The organism is Streptomyces sp. CB00316 (assembly GCF_001905595.1).
Taxonomy (GTDB): domain Bacteria; phylum Actinomycetota; class Actinomycetes; order Streptomycetales; family Streptomycetaceae; genus Streptomyces.
Map to the genome: position 1 here is coordinate 123,218 of NZ_LIXI01000003.1, position 15,457 is coordinate 138,674.

Annotated in this window: 15 protein-coding genes; 7 read left to right on the top strand and 8 right to left on the bottom strand. The window is 72.9% G+C overall.

What is annotated here, in order from left to right:
* Nucleotides 1-290 precede the first annotated feature (290 nt).
* The 3 genes from AMK21_RS08680 to xylB all read right to left on the bottom strand — a co-directional run bounded on the left by AMK21_RS08680 (nucleotide 291) and on the right by xylB (nucleotide 3,956).
* A complete protein-coding gene (locus AMK21_RS08680; protein WP_073875879.1) occupies nucleotides 291-1,124 on the bottom strand; it encodes a hypothetical protein in 834 nt (277 codons plus the stop codon).
* Complete coding sequence (locus AMK21_RS08685; protein ID WP_073875881.1) at nucleotides 1,124-2,404, bottom strand: VWA domain-containing protein; 1,281 nt, start codon at nucleotides 2,402-2,404, stop codon at nucleotides 1,124-1,126. Before AMK21_RS08685 ends, AMK21_RS08680 begins: the two co-directional genes overlap by 1 nt.
* A 70-nt stretch (nucleotides 2,405-2,474) precedes the next feature.
* On the bottom strand, nucleotides 2,475-3,956 hold the full coding sequence (xylB, locus tag AMK21_RS08690; protein WP_073875883.1) for a xylulokinase: 1,482 nt from the start codon (nucleotides 3,954-3,956) through the stop codon (nucleotides 2,475-2,477).
* A gap of 219 nt (nucleotides 3,957-4,175) precedes the next feature.
* Between xylB and xylA the strand changes: the two genes are divergently transcribed.
* Nucleotides 4,176-5,342 (top strand): xylose isomerase, encoded by a 1,167-nt coding sequence (gene xylA / locus AMK21_RS08695; RefSeq protein ID WP_073875885.1) that lies wholly within the window; start codon nucleotides 4,176-4,178, stop codon nucleotides 5,340-5,342.
* A 48-nt stretch (nucleotides 5,343-5,390) separates the two neighbouring features.
* Here the strand turns inward: xylA and AMK21_RS08700 are convergent, their stop codons facing one another.
* The 4 genes from AMK21_RS08700 to AMK21_RS08715 form a co-directional block, all read right to left on the bottom strand.
* Complete coding sequence (locus AMK21_RS08700) at nucleotides 5,391-6,632, bottom strand: ROK family protein (RefSeq protein WP_073875887.1); 1,242 nt, start codon at nucleotides 6,630-6,632, stop codon at nucleotides 5,391-5,393.
* A 101-nt stretch (nucleotides 6,633-6,733) separates the two neighbouring features.
* On the bottom strand, nucleotides 6,734-7,351 hold the full coding sequence (locus tag AMK21_RS08705; RefSeq protein ID WP_073876744.1) for a DUF305 domain-containing protein: 618 nt from the start codon (nucleotides 7,349-7,351) through the stop codon (nucleotides 6,734-6,736).
* A gap of 35 nt (nucleotides 7,352-7,386) precedes the next feature.
* Complete coding sequence (locus AMK21_RS08710; RefSeq protein ID WP_073875889.1) at nucleotides 7,387-8,037, bottom strand: DUF3105 domain-containing protein; 651 nt, start codon at nucleotides 8,035-8,037, stop codon at nucleotides 7,387-7,389.
* A gap of 126 nt (nucleotides 8,038-8,163) precedes the next feature.
* Nucleotides 8,164-8,598 carry a hypothetical protein gene (locus tag AMK21_RS08715; RefSeq protein WP_073875891.1) on the bottom strand — a complete coding sequence of 145 codons (435 nt, stop codon included), beginning with the start codon at nucleotides 8,596-8,598 and terminating at the stop codon, nucleotides 8,164-8,166.
* A gap of 135 nt (nucleotides 8,599-8,733) precedes the next feature.
* Between AMK21_RS08715 and AMK21_RS08720 the strand changes: the two genes are divergently transcribed.
* The gene (locus AMK21_RS08720; RefSeq protein ID WP_073875893.1) at nucleotides 8,734-10,452 is read left to right on the top strand and encodes an FUSC family protein; all 1,719 of its coding nucleotides are present in this window, start codon (nucleotides 8,734-8,736) and stop codon (nucleotides 10,450-10,452) included.
* Nucleotides 10,449-10,955 carry a MarR family winged helix-turn-helix transcriptional regulator gene (locus tag AMK21_RS08725; protein ID WP_073875895.1) on the top strand — a complete coding sequence of 169 codons (507 nt, stop codon included), beginning with the start codon at nucleotides 10,449-10,451 and terminating at the stop codon, nucleotides 10,953-10,955. Before AMK21_RS08720 ends, AMK21_RS08725 begins: the two co-directional genes overlap by 4 nt.
* Nucleotides 10,956-10,984: 29 nt before the next feature.
* On the opposite strand, the gene AMK21_RS08730 is transcribed toward AMK21_RS08725, so the two are convergent.
* Nucleotides 10,985-11,749, bottom strand: coding sequence for an IclR family transcriptional regulator (locus AMK21_RS08730; RefSeq protein WP_073875897.1), 765 nt, complete (start codon nucleotides 11,747-11,749; stop codon nucleotides 10,985-10,987).
* 566 nt (nucleotides 11,750-12,315) lie between these two features.
* Here AMK21_RS08730 and AMK21_RS08735 point away from each other — a divergent pair.
* The 4 genes from AMK21_RS08735 to AMK21_RS08750 are packed head-to-tail and all read left to right on the top strand — an operon-like array spanning nucleotide 12,316 to nucleotide 15,341.
* On the top strand, nucleotides 12,316-13,974 hold the full coding sequence (locus tag AMK21_RS08735) for a sensor histidine kinase (RefSeq protein WP_073875899.1): 1,659 nt from the start codon (nucleotides 12,316-12,318) through the stop codon (nucleotides 13,972-13,974).
* Nucleotides 13,971-14,378 carry a roadblock/LC7 domain-containing protein gene (locus AMK21_RS08740; protein WP_006128841.1) on the top strand — a complete coding sequence of 136 codons (408 nt, stop codon included), beginning with the start codon at nucleotides 13,971-13,973 and terminating at the stop codon, nucleotides 14,376-14,378. Before AMK21_RS08735 ends, AMK21_RS08740 begins: the two co-directional genes overlap by 4 nt.
* Nucleotides 14,375-14,746, top strand: coding sequence for a DUF742 domain-containing protein (locus AMK21_RS08745; protein WP_026241710.1), 372 nt, complete (start codon nucleotides 14,375-14,377; stop codon nucleotides 14,744-14,746). The genes AMK21_RS08740 and AMK21_RS08745 overlap by 4 nt, the downstream gene beginning before the upstream one ends.
* Nucleotides 14,727-15,341 carry a GTP-binding protein gene (locus AMK21_RS08750; protein WP_003964952.1) on the top strand — a complete coding sequence of 205 codons (615 nt, stop codon included), beginning with the start codon at nucleotides 14,727-14,729 and terminating at the stop codon, nucleotides 15,339-15,341. Before AMK21_RS08745 ends, AMK21_RS08750 begins: the two co-directional genes overlap by 20 nt.
* The last annotated feature ends 116 nt before the right edge of the window (nucleotides 15,342-15,457 follow it).

Sequence of the window (15,457 nt, forward strand, 5' to 3'; positions counted from 1 at the left end):
TCGCAGCGGCCGCCGGATTCGAACAGGAGATGACGGTCGATCTTCCTTCTCATGTGACCATCCCGTCATGTCGGTCGATGCAACGGCGGGCCGCGCCCGAGCGCTGACCGCCGTGACGGCCAGGGCCACTACGGCCCCGGCCATCGCCGCGCCGAGCGTGACCACCGCGAACACGGTCACCCACGGGTTGTCCGCGAAGCACTGCCCCACCGGCCGTGCCTCCCCGTCTCGAAGCGGTCCCGTTCAGGATCTTCGAGGGGCGGGGAGGCTGCCTCCCGGCCGTATGTCCCTCAGACGCCGTGCGGCACGTGCGCCGGGCGGCCCCGGCCCCGCGTCAGCGAGAAGCCGAACACGGCCGCGAACGCGGCGAGCACGCCGCCGCCGACCGTCCACAGCCAGCGGGTCGTCCACCAGCCCGAGGCCCAGCCGTCCTCCGGCTCACCGGCCGACGTCTTGGGCGCGGCCGACGCACCGGTCACCGAGATGCCCGGTACCAGCGGCTCGGCGAGCGCGCCGTCCACGTGATGGGCGCCGCCCTGGTCCACCGTGTCGGCCCGCACCTCGGCCTCGAACGGCAGCCCGAGGTCGTTGGCCGGGAGGTTCACGACCGTCAGCCGCACGTAGTAGCTGCCGGGCAGCGGGTCGTTCGCCCACGGCTCGGACCAGGATCGTACGGTGCGCAGCACACAGGAGAGCTCGACCGCCGACGCGTCGGCCGCCGCCTTGCGGGTCTGGTGGCCGTACTGGCACGCCTGGCGGCGGCGCAGCCCGTCGTACACGTCGATCTGCCAGGTGGAGCCCGAGCGCCCCGCCTCGCTCTCCGGGAGCTTCACCGTCGCCTTCACGGTGGCGCGCTGGCCGGTGTCGGCGGGGAACACCCAATACAGATAGTCGCCCGCCGACGCCTGCGCGGTGCCGGTCTGCCCCTGCTGGAGCGCGGTCGCCGTGCGGAAGGTGGTGCCGGCCTCGGTGGGGCCTGAGCCCTGGTCACCGGGGCTCGCGCTCGCCGACGGGTCGTCGGCCACGGCCGCGCCCGCCGAGGTGAACAAGGTCAGCCCGGCGAGCAGCGACCCGGCGAACGCGCGCCGCGCGCCACGGGTGCGGCGGGAAGTCGTCGTCACCATCAGTTGGTCCTCCATACGGCGATGCGCCAGCGCGTGAGCCAGCCGGTCAGCAGGCCCGCGACCAGTCCGGTCAGGACGAGGACGCCGAGCAGCCACCAGCCGCGGCCGAGGCCGAAGGCCGCGACGTCAGACGCCTGGTCGGGTCCGGCCACCAGGTCCACGGTCAGCTCGACCGGCAGACCGGGCGTGGTCTTCACCGAGGCGGGCGCGGAGAAGGCGTTGGAGAGCTGGAGGCAGACGGTCTCGGCGGCGGGCTTGCCGCTGCCGTCGCCGCCGTCCTCGATCTCCGCCTTCGGGTAGCGCAGACCGGACGAGATCACGTCCGTACGTCCGGTGCCGGATTCCGAGCCCCGGACGATCTCGCGTCCGGCCTCCGTCACCGCGCGCAGCAGGAGGCCGTAGTCGTTGTCGACGGCGCGGTCCGCCGCCACGCTCACCGAGGCGCGCAGCTCCTGACCGGGCAGCACATCGACGCGGTACCAGCGGTGCTCGCCGATCTTCTCGCGGTCGGTGTAGAGGCCCGGCTCCAGCTTGGGCGCGGCGGAGCAGCTGCCCGCCCCCTCGGTGGCCACCGGGGTGACGACCGGCTCGGCCGCCCGGTCCACCAACTGCTTGACTCGACGCGAGAGTTCGTCCTTGTGCTGGACGGCGGTGTACGTGCCGCCGGTGGCCTCGGCGATGCAGGTGAGCTGCTGGCGGATCTTGGCGTTGGGCACCAGGCCGAGGGTGTCGATGACCAGGTGCGTGCCCCGCGCGGCGATCTCGCGGGCCACCTCGCACGGGTCGAGCGGGCCGCAGGTGTCCTCGCCGTCCGTGATGAGGACGATCCGGCGGGTGGCCTCGCCGCCTTCGAGGTCGTCGGCCGCGCCGAGCAGCGCCGGGCCGATCGGGGTCCAGCCGGTGGGGGCGAGGGTGGCGACGGCGGTCTTGGCCTCGGTGCGGTCCAGCGGGCCGACCGGGTAGAGCTGCTTGGTGTCCTCGCAGCCGACCTTGCGGTCGTCGCCCGGATAGTCGGCGCCCAGGGTGCGGATGCCGAGGTGGACCTCTTCGGGCACCGCGTCCAGGACGTCGTTGAACGCCTGCTTGGCGGCGTTCATCCGGGACTGGCCGTCGATGTCGCGGGTACGCATGGAGCCGCTGACGTCGAGGACGAGTTCGACCTTGGGGGCGGGGGTGGCCGGTGGTTCGTCGGCGGCTGCGGGGAGCACGGAGCCGAGCCCGGCGGCCAGGGTGGCGAGCGCTATGCACACCCCGGTCGTCAGCCGATTTCTTGTGATCATCGCCGGATCTTATGGAAAATCAGTTCGTATTCCCAACCGGGGTCGTCGGCGACCGGATCCTGCTTGCCTGTCAGCCGCCCAGCAGCGGCTCCGAAGCGCGGTCCAGCACCGAGGTGACCCGCTGCCAGGTCTCCAGATCCCGCTCGACGGCGTCGAGTTGACTGCCCGTTCCGCCGGCGCCCCAGGAGGTCGCCAGCGCCACCGGGTCCCCGCCGCCCGCGGCCGACGCGGCGAGCGCGGCCGCGCCCAGGGCGACCAGCTCGCCGCCCGCCGGGATGACGACCGGACGCCCCGAGAGCCGGCGCACCGTCTCCACCCAGCCCCGCCCCTGCGCGCCGCCGCCGATGAGCCGCAGCGGGCGGGCGGCGACCTCGGGGGCGTCGGGGTCCAGGCCGCAGGCCCGTAGCAGCGTGTCCAGGGCCCGCAGGACGGTGACGGCCGCGCCCTCGTAGGCGGCGCCCAGCAGTTGCTGCGGGGTGGTGTCGTGGCGCAGGCCGGTGAGGAGCCCGGACGCGGTGGGCAGGTCGGGGGTGCGTTCGCCGTCGAGGTAGGGCAGCAGTACGGCTTCACCACCGGGGGCCGTGTCCTCGCGGTGCAGGCCGAGCAGGGAGGCGACCTTGTCCACGGCGAGCGTGCAGTTGAGGGTGCAGGCCAGCGGGAGGTACGTACCGTCGGCGGCGGCGAAACCGGAGAGCGCCGGGGCGGTGGAGCGGGTGCGGGAGGCGGCGAAGACGACGCCCGAGGTGCCGAGGGAGAGGGCCGGGTGGTCCAGCAGCCCGGCGCCACCGAGCCCGAGGCCCACGGCCGCGCTCATGTTGTCGCCGGTCCCCGCCGCGACCGCGATCCCGGCGGGCAGCCCGAGCGCCCCGGCCGCCGCGTCGGTGAGCGACCCGATCCTGGTGGCCCCGGTGGGCGCGACCTCGGGGAGGAGCGCCGGGTCGAGGCCGAGGAGGTCCAGCAGCTCCGGGTCGTAGGCGCCGGTCGCGGTGGCGTACCAGCCGGTGCCGGAGGCGTCCCCGGGGTCGGTCGCGGCGGTGCCCGCGAGGCGCTCGGTGAGGAAGTCGTGCGGCAGCCGTACGCCCGCGGCGGCCTTCGCCGCGTCGGGGTCGTTCTCCCGCAGCCACTGCCACTTCGAGGCGGTGATGGAGGCGACCGGCACCGAACCGGTCCGAGCGGTCCACGCGTCCGGTCCGCCGAGCTCGGCCGTCAGGGCGGCGGCCTGCGGGGCGGATCGGGTGTCGTTCCACAGCAGCGCGGGCCGCAGCGGACGGCCCGAGCGGTCCATCACGACGAGCCCGTGCTGCTGTCCGGCCACCGCGATCCCGGTCACCGAGCGGGCGGGCAGGCCCGACTCCTTCAGCCCGGCCGCCACCGCGTCGCCCAGCGCCCGCCACCAGACCTCCGGGTCGCTCTCCCGGGCGCCGGCCTCCCCGGTGACGACGTGCGGGGCGCGTCCCACCGCGAGCTGCTCGCCGGTCACGGCGTCGATCACGGCGGCCTTGGTGGACTGGGTGGAGCTGTCCACGCCGATGACGACGGAACGTGACGACATGGGCGGCCTCTTTCGGAGTGCGGATTCACCTATTCGGTTCTGCCGCGAACAAATTACGTGATCGGCGGCCCGGCGAACAGGCCTCCGGAGGACGTGCCATGGACCAGGGGGTTACGCCGGGCGGAGGCCGCGTGCATGATTAGTCATGACACTGAACAAATAGGGGCGCCGGGTCTTTGACCCCGGCTCCCGACGGCAGGCGAAGGCGGTCGGACGACGATGACGGAACGCTTCACCCCCACCCCCGAGGACAAGTTCAGCTTCGGCCTGTGGACCGTGGGCTGGCAGGGCCGGGACCCCTTCGGCGATGCCACCCGCGCGGCCATCGACCCCGTCGAGTCCGTCCAGCGGCTCGCCGAGCTCGGCGCCTGGGGCGTGACCTTCCACGACGACGACCTGATCCCCTTCGGCTCCACGGACACCGAGCGCGAGGCGATCGTCAAACGGTTCCGGCAGGCCGTCGACGCCGGCGGGCTCGTCGTGCCCATGGTCACCACGAACCTTTTCACCCACCCGGTCTTCAAGGACGGCGGGTTCACCGCCAACGACCGCGACGTACGCCGCTACGCGCTCCGCAAGACCCTGCGCAACATCGACCTCGCCGTCGAGCTCGGCGCCACCACCTTCGTCGCCTGGGGCGGCCGCGAGGGGGCGGAGTCCGGCGGAGCCAAGGACGTACGCCTCGCCCTGCACCGGATGAAGGAGGCCTTCGACCTGCTGGGCGAGTACGTCACCGAGCAGGGGTACGACCTCCGCTTCGCCATCGAGCCCAAGCCGAACGAGCCGCGCGGCGACATCCTGCTGCCCACCATCGGCCACGCCCTCGCCTTCATCGAACGCCTGGAGCGCCCCGAGCTGGTCGGCGTCAACCCCGAGACCGGGCACGAGCAGATGGCCGGGCTCAACTTCCCGCACGGCATCGCCCAGGCCATGTGGGCCGACAAGCTCTTCCACATCGACCTCAACGGCCAGTCCGGGATCAAGTACGACCAGGACCTCCGCTTCGGCGCGGGCGACCTGCGCCAGGCGTTCTGGCTCGTCGACCTGCTGGAGAGCGGCTACGAGGGCCCGCGTCACTTCGACTTCAAGCCCCCGCGCACCGAGGACTACGACGGCGTCTGGGCCTCGGCGGCCGGGTGCATGCGCAACTACCTGATCCTCAAGGAGCGGGCGGCCGCCTTCCGCGCCGACCCCGAGGTACGGGCGGCGCTGCGCGCCTCCCGCCTGGACGAACTGGCACGCCCGACCGCGGGCGAGGGCCTCGCGGAGCTGCTCGCCGACCGCACGGCGTACGAGGAGTTCGACGTGGACGCCGCCGCGACACGCGGCATGGCCTTCGAGGCCCTGGACCAGCTGGCCATGGACCACCTGCTCGCGGTGCGCTGACGGTACGGGTGTGCGCGGGGCCCTTGGAGGGCCCCGCGCACACCCGCCTCACCCCCCCGACGGCTCCGCGTACGCCACCGGGTCGTCCAGCACGTCCTGCACCACCAGCGCCGCCGCGCCCCGCGCCGCGTCTCCCGCCACCGACGACGCGCGGAGCCGACCACTGCCCGGGGACCAGAGCCCCGACACCACCCGGCCGGTCAGCTCCTCGCCGGCGGGCGGCGACAGCCACGGCATCAGGCCCCGGTAGATCCCGCCGAGCACCACCGCGTCCGGGTCGACCAGGTTCACCGCACCCGACACCACCCGGCCCAGCATCCGCCCCGCCTCGGCGACCGCCGCCACCGCCCGCTCGTCCCCGGCCCGCGCGCGCCGCTCCAGCTCCCGCACACCGGAACCGCCCCCGGCCCCCTCGACCCCCGCCGCCCGCAGCAACGCCGTCTGGCCGGCGTACTGCTCCAGGCAGCCGCGGGACCCGCACCGGCACTCCGGCCCGTCCGGGTCCACCACCACATGCCCGATCTCGCCGGCGAACCCGTGCGCCCCGCGCAGCAGTTCGCCGCCCAGGACCAGCGCGCCACCGACCCCGATCTCACCGGTCAGATACAGGAAGCTGCGTACGTCACCGAGGCCGCCGAACCACAGCTCGGCCAGCGCCGCGAGATTGGCCTCGTTCTCCGAGGCGACCGGGAGCACGGGACGGCCGGGGCGCAGAGCGGTGAGCGCGTCGCCGAACAGGTCCTGCGCCGGAACCTCGTTCCAGCCGAGGTTCGGGGCCTGGCGTACCGCTCCGCCGGAGACCAGACCGGGCAGCGCCAGCGTGGCGCCCACCGGCCGCAGCTCCTGCTCGTGCGCCGAGTCCAGGGTCCGCGCGGCGATCGCGGCCGCGCGGGCGAGGACCTCCTCGGCGGCCGCACCCCGGTTGTCGAGGTGTTCGGTCTGCCGGACCCGGCCGGTGCCCGCGAGGTCGACGACGCAGACCGAGACGTAATCGATGTTGATCTCCACACCGAGCCCGGCGGGACCGGTGCGGGCCACCTTGAGCGCGGTGCCGGGGCGCCCGGCCTGCCCGCTGAACGTCTTGCCCGACTCGGTGAGGAACCCGCTGTCCATCAACTGCTCGACGAGCGAGGAGACCGCGGCCCGGGTCAGGCCGACCCGCGCGGCGACTCCGGCGCGGGTCGCCTCCCCGCCCTCGTCCCGCACGGCTCGCAGTACCAGGCTCAGATTGTGCCGTCGCACGGTGTCCTTGTCGGCCTTGGGCCCCAGCGGAGTGAGGATGCTCTTCATATCGTCGCCGAGCCTATGCGATGCCGGACACGGTGGGCAGTGCGGCGGACGGCCCCCTCAGGTGCCGAGATCTCCCCGGAACCTGAAGAGGCCGCCCGTGCTCACGGCTTGGCGCCGCGGGCCTTCAGCATGTCCGTCATCAGCCCGATCTCGGACTGCTGGCCGCTGACCATGCCCTGCGCCAGATTCCGGATGACGTCCGTACCCGCCGCTTCGGCCCCCGCCCGCGCCATGTCCACGCCGGCGCGGTGGTGCACGGTCATCAGCCGCAGGAACAGCACCTCGGCCCCCTTGCCCTCGGCGGCCTCCAGCGCCTCCAGCTCGGCGTCGGTGGCCATGCCCGGCATCAGCGAACCGTCACCGGACGGCTTGACGGTGTGGCCCATCCACGCCATCGGCGGCTTCGCCGAACTCTTGGGCAGGCCCCACATCTCCAGCCAGCCCAGCATCATGCCGCGCTGGTTGGCCTGGGTGTTGATGATGTCGTACGCCAGGCGCCGCACGTCCTCGTCATCGGTGCGGTCCCGCACGATGAACGACATCTCCACCGCCTGCTGATGGTGGATCGCCATGTCCCGGGCGAACCCCGCGTCCGCCGACTCCTCCGCCGGAGCGGACAGCGCGGCCTTCGCGGACGGGGACGCCGCGGACGGCCGTACCACCATCATCGCCACCAGACCCACCGCGAGCAGCAGTACGGCCGCGCCCGCGAGCACCATCCGCCGGGTGGAGGAGAGCGGGTTCGTCGCGGAGGTCACTTGTCGAGCCCACCGGTGCAGGCGGCACCCGGCTCAGGGGTCTGCGGGCCCTGCACGTACTTGGTGAAGAACTGCCCGACGCGGGCGTCGGAGGCGCTCTTGACCTTCACCTGCTTGCCCCACGCGCTGAGCATGAGGGGTTCCTTCTGGTCCTTGACCGGGCTGATGAAGGAGTAGGGGGTGGACTTGACCTTCTCCGTGAGCGCCTTGACGTCCGCCTCCGGGGCCTCGTCGTTGTACGTGACCCAGACGGCGCCGTGCTCCAGGGAGTGGACGGCGTTCTCCTTCGGTATCTCGGCGGTGTAGACGTCCGCGTTGCAGTTCATCCAGACCTGGTTGTGGTCGCCGCCGACGGGCGGGTTCATCGGGTAGTCGACCTTCGTCGCCACGTGCTCCCGGCCCAGGTCGTCCCAGCTGCGCTCACCGGTGACGGGGGAGGACTTGGCCTGCTCCTCCTTCTTCTCCTTCTCGTTCGCCTGGTACACCAGGTAGCCGCCTCCGGCGACCAGCGCGAGGACCACGGCGACCGACGCGCCGATGGTGATGAGGCGGCCCCGGCGCTCACGGGCGCGCTCCTTGCGGCGGGCCTCCTCCAGCTTGGCGCGGCGGGCGTTGGCGGGGGAGTTCTGGTTCTTGGCGGCAGCCATGGAAGGTCCTCGTCGTTCAGCGGATGCGGGGATGCAGACGGTCGTGCAGGAGAGCAAAGGGAAACAGGGCGGACGGGCAGCCGCTCCCGGCCCGGCACGAGGCGCGGAGGGGGAGCGGACCCGGCTCTAGATCCGTTGGACCTGAAGACACAGCTGATCGACGGAGTGGGCACCGTCGTGGGAGGGCCCCCTGATGGCGGCCGCCCCGCTCAGCGGGGCGACGGGCACGAAGGCCACGGGGGAGGGAAGCGCCACGGGCGCGGACGACACCGGGAGCACGATGGCTGCCGAGTGGGTCGAGCCGCCGTGGCACGAGGTCCCGAGCCCCCGGTCGGCGGGGGCGGCCGTGACGACCGGCTCGACGGCCAGGCCGGGCACCGGCGTCAGCGTCCGTACGGGTGCCGGGCCCGGAGCCTCCACCGCCACCGGCACGGCAGCGGCGGCCGGGGTGGTGACCGAGCAGCAGAAGAGCAGGGACAGCAGGGCGAACACCCAGCCCAGCGAGGCGGGCACGCGTGAGCGGCACCGCTGCCGGTCGGTCCGAGCGCTCACCCTGGTCATGGCCCGTCATCGTAGTAGGTGCATGAAGATTCAAAGAAGATGGGTCACCGATTCCGCGGGACAGTGTGCCGGACGGCGGGGCGGCGCGACAGAGGATGAATCTTTTACAGGTGTAATACCTGTTAACGTATATGGGTGAGCGATACATCCACCCGGAGCCGGCCGCCGTTCGCCCGCCCCCTTGCCCTGGCCGCCCCGCTGCGTCTCGGCCGACCCTCGGACACCTGGTTCAAACCCGCGCTGAGCGTCGTCGTCGCCTCCGCCGTACCGCATCTGGCGCTCCTGGCCCTCGGCCGGCTCGACCTCGTGATGTACACGATGGCCGGTTCGCTGTGCGCGCTGTACGGCCACGGCCTGCCGTACGCCCGGCGGGCCCGGACCATGGCAGGCGTCGTGCTCTCCATGGCCGCCGGGCTCGCGGTCGCGCTGGTCACCGCCTCGCTCACGCACTCCACCGCCGTGCTGGTCGCGGTCGGCGCACTCCTCGCCGCCGCGCAGAAGGTGGCCTGCGACGCGGTCCGGATCGGCCCGCCCGGCCATGTGATCCTCGCCTTCGTCAGCTCCGCCGCGCTGTTCGCCCCGCAGCGCCTCGGCCAGGTCCCGGCCCACCTCGCCCTGACCCTGGCCGCGGGTGCGGTGGCCTGGCTCGTCTGTGTGGGGCCCGCGCTGTTCCGCCGTGAGGGGCCCGAGCGCCGCGCGGTCGCCCGCGCCCTCGAAGCCGCCGCCGATCTCGTGGCCGAACCCGGGCCCCGTACGCGCCATACCGCGGCCGCCGCCGTGCACGGCGCCTGGCAGTGCCTGCTCGCCTGCGGCCGGCCCACCCCCGTACGGCGCTCCCTGGAACGGCTGGTCGTGCAAGCCGAGGCGGCCGGCGCCTCCTCGCATCCGGACCCGGACCGGCTGCGCGCCTGGGCCGCCCTGACCCGCGCCCGGGGACCCGTCCCCGAACCGTCGCCCGCGCCCGGCACGGCCGCCGAGCTGTACGGGATCGACGCCGAGCGGGCCGCCCTGCGCGCCTCCGACGGCCGCCGTGACGCCCGCCGCACGCTGCTGCGCGGCCTCGGCCCCGGATCGCACCTGCTGCCCGTGGCCGCCCGTACGCTGATCGGGTGCGCGCTCGCCGGCTACCTCTGCGCCGCCCTCGGCGTCGGCCGCCCCTACTGGGCCATCGTCACCGCCGCCTCCCTCTACCAGGCCAACACCACCCTGACCTGGAACCGGACCCTCCAGCGCACCCTCGGCAACCTCCTGGGCGTCCTCGTCTTCGCCGCGGTCCTGCCGCTCTCCCGCACCGGCCCGCTCGCGCTCGTCCTGTGCTGCCTCTTCTTCAGCTTCGCCGCCGAGGCCCTGATCACCCGGAACTACTGGCTCGGCTCCGTCGCTGTCACCCCGATGGCCCTCCTGGTCCTGGAGTTCGGCGGAACCCACCCGGCCGGGGAGCTGGTCGGCGACCGGGTGCTGGACACCGTCCTCGGCGCGCTCGCCGGGTTCCTCGCGGCGGCGCTCGTCACCAACCGGAGGGCGGCGGGTCGCGTCGAGCGTGCCCTGGAAGCCGCCGCCCAGGCCCGGACCGATGCCGAAAGGGCGTACGCCGACCGGGCCCGGACCGGCCCCGCCGGACTCGACCGGGCGCGCCGCGCCCTGACCGCGCGCCTCGTCGAACTGCGTGAGGCCGCCGACATCGCGGCGGGGGAGTGGTGGCAGCGCGCCCTGCCCGAGCAGCGGCTTCTCGCGGCCGAGCGGGCCGGGCACCGTACGCTCGCCGCGACAGCACAACGGCAGGGCCCGCAGCACCGCGCCCCGGAGACGCGGCGCGGTGCGGCGGCCCCTGCCCCTTCGAACGGAGCGGCGTGACCGACGACATCGTGGCCTTGGTGGTGCGGCAGTGGCAGGCCGTCGATCCCGAGCTCGACACCGGCCCGATGGAGATCATCGGCCGGATCAACCGCTGCGCCGCGCTGCTCCAGCAGGCGGAGGACGCCCCGCTGCGCTCCGCCGGACTCACCCGCCCCGAGTTCGACCTCCTCGGGGCCGTACGCCGTACCGCCCGGGAGCTCACGCCGGGCGAGCTCGCCCGGGAGACCTTCTCCTCGGGTGCCGCCGTCACCAAGCGGCTGCGGGCCCTCCAGGAACGCGGCCTGGTGGACCGCCGGGGCGACGAGCGCGACCGGCGGGTCGCCCACGTCCGCCTCACCGGCGAGGGCCGCGCCCTGGTCGATCGGCTGCTGCCTCAGCAGCTCGCGTACGAGCGGGCGGTGCTCTCGGGGCTCGACGACGGGGCCCGTGGTGAACTCGGCTCCCGGCTAAGCGAGTTGCTGGTGCAGCTGGAGGGGCGGATCGGCGGAGCGCGACGCTGAGGGCTTCGAACGTCCATGGTCGAGCCGGGTCAGGACGGCGGTGCGGGTGCCAGCAGCGCGGCCGACTCCCGCAGCCGTTCGGCCCGTTCGGCCAGTGCGGCGTCGCCCGAGCGGTCGGCCGGAGCCGCGGCCACCAGGGCGAGCCGGTCCCGCCAGCTGGACCCGGCCAGCGAGACGGCGACCGTGGTCATGCCCGGAACGGACGCCCCCCGGCTGACCGCGTGGCCCCTCCGGCGGATCAGCGCCAGCTCGTCCAGCAGAGCCGTCCGCGAGGTGAGCGTGGCCGGGGTGACCGTTTCCAGCTCCTCGTCCGGGTACAGCGCGCACACCTGGTCCGCCGTCATGCGGGAGAGCAGCAACAGGCCGCCCGAGCCCGCGTGGGCCGGGCCGGTCCGCCCCAACTCCAGTGCCACCCGCACCGGATGGGTCGACTCACGCCCGTCGGTGACGATGACCTGGTCGCCCATGAGCGCCACGCTCCACACCGTCTCGCCGGTCCGCCCGGCCGCGTCCTCCAGCACGGGCCCCAGCCGGTCGCGGGCCGCGCGGCCGAACCCGGCGGGCCGGCCCAGCCGCACCAGCTCCGGGCCCGCCGCGTAGCCGCGCCCCGACGTGTCCCGGATCGCGAACCCCCGGCTCTCCAGCGTGCTCAGCACCCGGTGCGCGGTGGACCGTCCGACGCGGAGGTGCTCGGCGGCCTCGGTGACGGTGAGGGTGTCATGGGTGAGGAAGAGCCGCATGGCGCGGAGCCCCGTATCCAGCGAAGCGATCGTGTAGTCACCTGTCGCCGTCATGCTTCCGCCCGCTCCCTGTCGTCACTCCGGGTACCCGCCGACGCCACCGTGGGGCCGTGCCGACCGCCATGATCCTCGCTGCGGCACCGCACGCGTGGCGCCCTCGGGGGGTCCGTGGAATCTGCGGCCGCATACGCGTCAGCACAGCGACTTTCCGGGTCACCCGCCGAGTGGTCAGGAATCTGTTCCTTTCGATCCGGTTCGGTCATTTGTGCCTCTGTCTTGTTCTGCGGGGCGAAATCAACGATAGGCCAGGCGAATTGACCGGGTATCGCCTACTCCTGGCTCAACTTCGTCCCGCCAGCCGGGACATGAGTGGTGAGGCGCGGCCCCTTTTCAACCTTCGTAACTCCTTGCGCACGCTCCACAGCGGTGAGTGGCGAAACTGGCGAGTGTATTCCTCTTCACGGGCTCCCGCAGGGGGTTGGGTGAATATGCCGATCCCCTGTTCTGATCTGGCTAAGCTCACGCGCAGTGAAGTCGAGTTGATGCGAATTCGAGCACTTGTTCATGAGTCTCCGCTCACGTGCGTATACATCCCGGAATCAACCGCCAGAGGGTTTTAGATGGTCCGTGTTGAATCACCGCCGACCGACAGAGAAGTCCCCGTCGTCCGCGTAGTCCTGCCGCCCGTGGTCCTGCTGGCCGGCGCCACCGCCGTCGGCGCGGCCCTGGTGGTCCCGGCCGCGCGGATACCAGTCGCCGTGTGCGGCGCGATCGCCACGCTCGTGGTCGCCGTGCTCACCGTGGCGCTGCACCGCCGCAGGCGCGCCATGGCCGTCCAGCGCGCGGGGTACGAACAGCGCATCGCCTACCTGGAACACCGCATCCTCAGCCACGACTCCGAGACCGTGCGGCTCACCAAGGAGGTCATGCCCGCCGCCATCCGGCGTCTGCGGGTGGGCAATTCGCCCGAGGAGGTCATGCGCGACATCGTCGACGCGGACGCCGCCAACCGGCATCTGCCCAAGGCGCTGCGTGAGCAGATCCACCAGGTCCTCGAAGTCATCGACAACGAGGAGGCCCGGCGTGACTCCGCGCAGCGCGCCTTCGTCAGCGTCGCGCGCCGCGTCCAGGCCATCGTGCACCGCCAGGCCAGTGAGCTGCGGGAGATGGAGGACCACTACGGGCGCAACCCCGAGGTCTTCGACGACCTGCTCCGCATCGACCACGGCACCGCGCTGATCGGCCGGCTAGCCGACTCCATCGCCGTCCTCGGCGGTGCCCGCCCCAGCCGCCAGTGGCCCAAGCCCGTGCCGCTGTTCAGCGTTCTGCGCGGCGCGATGTCCCGCATCCTGGAGTACCAGCGCGTCGATCTGCACTCGATCGCCAAGGTGGCCATCGTCGGCACCTCGGTCGAGCCGCTCATCCACGCCTGCGCCGAACTCCTCGACAACGCGACCCGCTACTCACCTCCCCAGACCCGGGTGCACGTCACCGCGGTCGAGGTGCAGACCGGCATCGCCATCGAGATCGAGGACGGCGGCGTCAGCCTCAGCGAGGAGGCCCGGGCCCGGGCCGAGAACATGCTCGCCCAGGCTCAGGCGGGCATCAACATGAACGACCTCGGGGAGACCCCGCGGCTCGGCATGGCCGTCGTCGGACGGCTCTCGCGGATGTACCAGCTCCAGGTGTCGCTGCGCCAGTCGGCGTACGGCGGTGTCCGCGCGGTCCTCATCGTGCCGCGCGACATGATCACCACAGGGCCCGCCCCGGGCATCGCCCACGGCATCGGCGCCACCTCGCGGCCCACCAGCTCGCTGGACATGTCGCAGCTGCAGCACGTGGTGCCGCCGCCCGGAAAGCGCAAGTCCAAGCCCAAGCCCGCCGCCACCGGACCGGTGCCCTCCGTGCTCGCACCGGCCCCCGCCGCGGCCGCCCGTCCGGCCACGCCCGCCGCGGCCATGGAGGACGACGTCCCGGTGGTCACCGAGTGGACCGAGAACGGACTGCCGCAGCGCCGCAGCCGGGGCCGCGCCCCGCTCGGCTCGCACAACCTGCCGCAGCAGCCCCCGCCGCCCGCCCTCGTCAACGGGGGCCTGCCCAGCCGGGGCGGACACCCGGACGGCGGACCCGGCGGACCCGGCGGACCGGGCGGGTCCGGCGGCGAGAAGCCCCCCGGCCTCTGGCTGGAGGCCTTCACCAAGGCCGTCAACGGCGTACCGCAGGAACCGAAGCACGGCGAAGACTCCGATGACGCGTGGGACAAGGGAGACCTGAAGTGATCCAGCAGCGGGGAAACATGGACTGGATGCTCAAGGAACTGGCCGACGACGTGCCGAGCATCCACCAGATCGTGGTTCTCTCCTCGGACGGGCTGCGCATCGCCATGCACGGCGGCGACCCCGATGTCGCCGACCGCCTGGCGGCGGCCTGCGCCGGGCTGCAGAGCCTGGCCGCCGCGGTGGCCACCGAGATCCCCTACAGCGACGGCTTGATGAAGCTCGTCGTCATCGAGGTGACCGGCGGGTTCTTCTACCTGATGGCGGCCGGGACCGGCGCGTACCTCGCCGTGCTGGCGGGCGAGACCGTCGACGCCGGTCTGGTCGGCGCCCGGATGCGGGACATGGTCGTGCGGATCGGCGCCCACCTGACCAGTCCGCCCCGCCACGGCGGGCAGTCCGGATGAGCGGACCCCGACGAGAACGCCGCAAGACCGATCCGGCGCTCAGCGATCCGGAACGGCTGTACGTGATCACCGGCGATCTCGATGACAGCGAGCGCGCCGCGCTCGACCTGGTCACGATGGTCGTCGCGCAGGCGGAGCCCTCGCCGACGTTCCAGCCGGAGCAGGCCGCGATCCTGCGGCTCTGTCAGGCCCCGTTATCGGTCGCCGAGATCTCCGCCTACCTCAGCCTGCCGTTCAGCGTGGTCACCTCGCTCCTGAGCGATCTCCTCGCGACCGAACTCATCGAGTCGCGTGCGCCGATCGTCCGCGCCACACTCCCCGACAGGTCCCTTCTCGAAGCGGTGATGCATGGACTTCAGAAGCTCTGACACGATCACCGGACCCCGCAGCGAGGACGTCCTCCCCACCACGGCCACCGCCGCGGTGAAGGTCGTGATCGTCGGCGGGTTCGGCGTCGGCAAGACGACCATGGTCGGCTCGGTCAGCGAGATCCGGCCCCTGACGACCGAAGAGACCATGACCCAGGCCGGCGTCGGCGTGGACGACAACGCCGGGGTGGAGACGAAGACCGCCACCACGGTCGCCATGGACTTCGGCCGGATCAGCCTCAGCGAGGAGCTGATCCTCTACCTCTTCGGCACCCCCGGCCAGGAACGCTTCTGGTTCCTGTGGAACGGCCTCTTCGAAGGAGCCCTCGGCGCCGTCGTCCTCATCGACACCCGGCGGCTCGAAGTCAGCTTCGACGTGATCGGCCGACTGGAGGAGCGCGGAGTGCCGTTCGTGGTGGCCGTCAACACCTTCCCCGACGCACCGCACCACCCGGTCGAGGCACTGCGCAGAGCCCTCGACCTGCCGGACGAGGTCCCGATGATCGACTGCGACGCCCGGCTGCGGGCCTCCAGCCGCGATGTGCTGATGACCCTCATGCGCTATCTGCACAGCCTGGCCGTCCCGCTCGCCTGACGCCCCGTCGGCCTCGGGACGGTTCCCGGCCGTCTTGAGGCCGGGAGCGCGCGCCGTTCCCCCGGCGCGCGCCACCCTCGTACACCCTGCCCACCTGCGCCCGCCCCTTGGCCGTC

Coding starts and splice junctions, on each gene's coding strand:
- AMK21_RS08730 (WP_073875897.1), bottom strand. CDS start 11,749: ATGACGGCGACAGGTGACTACACGATCGCTTCGCTGGATACGGGGCTC.
- xylA (WP_073875885.1), top strand. CDS start 4,176: ATGACGGAACGCTTCACCCCCACCCCCGAGGACAAGTTCAGCTTCGGC.
- AMK21_RS08735 (WP_073875899.1), top strand. CDS start 12,316: ATGGTCCGTGTTGAATCACCGCCGACCGACAGAGAAGTCCCCGTCGTC.
- AMK21_RS08715 (WP_073875891.1), bottom strand. CDS start 8,598: ATGACCAGGGTGAGCGCTCGGACCGACCGGCAGCGGTGCCGCTCACGC.
- AMK21_RS08700 (WP_073875887.1), bottom strand. CDS start 6,632: ATGAAGAGCATCCTCACTCCGCTGGGGCCCAAGGCCGACAAGGACACC.
- AMK21_RS08745 (WP_026241710.1), top strand. CDS start 14,375: ATGAGCGGACCCCGACGAGAACGCCGCAAGACCGATCCGGCGCTCAGC.
- xylB (WP_073875883.1), bottom strand. CDS start 3,956: ATGTCGTCACGTTCCGTCGTCATCGGCGTGGACAGCTCCACCCAGTCC.
- AMK21_RS08680 (WP_073875879.1), bottom strand. CDS start 1,124: ATGGTGACGACGACTTCCCGCCGCACCCGTGGCGCGCGGCGCGCGTTC.
- AMK21_RS08750 (WP_003964952.1), top strand. CDS start 14,727: ATGGACTTCAGAAGCTCTGACACGATCACCGGACCCCGCAGCGAGGAC.
- AMK21_RS08705 (WP_073876744.1), bottom strand. CDS start 7,351: ATGGTGCTCGCGGGCGCGGCCGTACTGCTGCTCGCGGTGGGTCTGGTG.
- AMK21_RS08685 (WP_073875881.1), bottom strand. CDS start 2,404: ATGATCACAAGAAATCGGCTGACGACCGGGGTGTGCATAGCGCTCGCC.
- AMK21_RS08710 (WP_073875889.1), bottom strand. CDS start 8,037: ATGGCTGCCGCCAAGAACCAGAACTCCCCCGCCAACGCCCGCCGCGCC.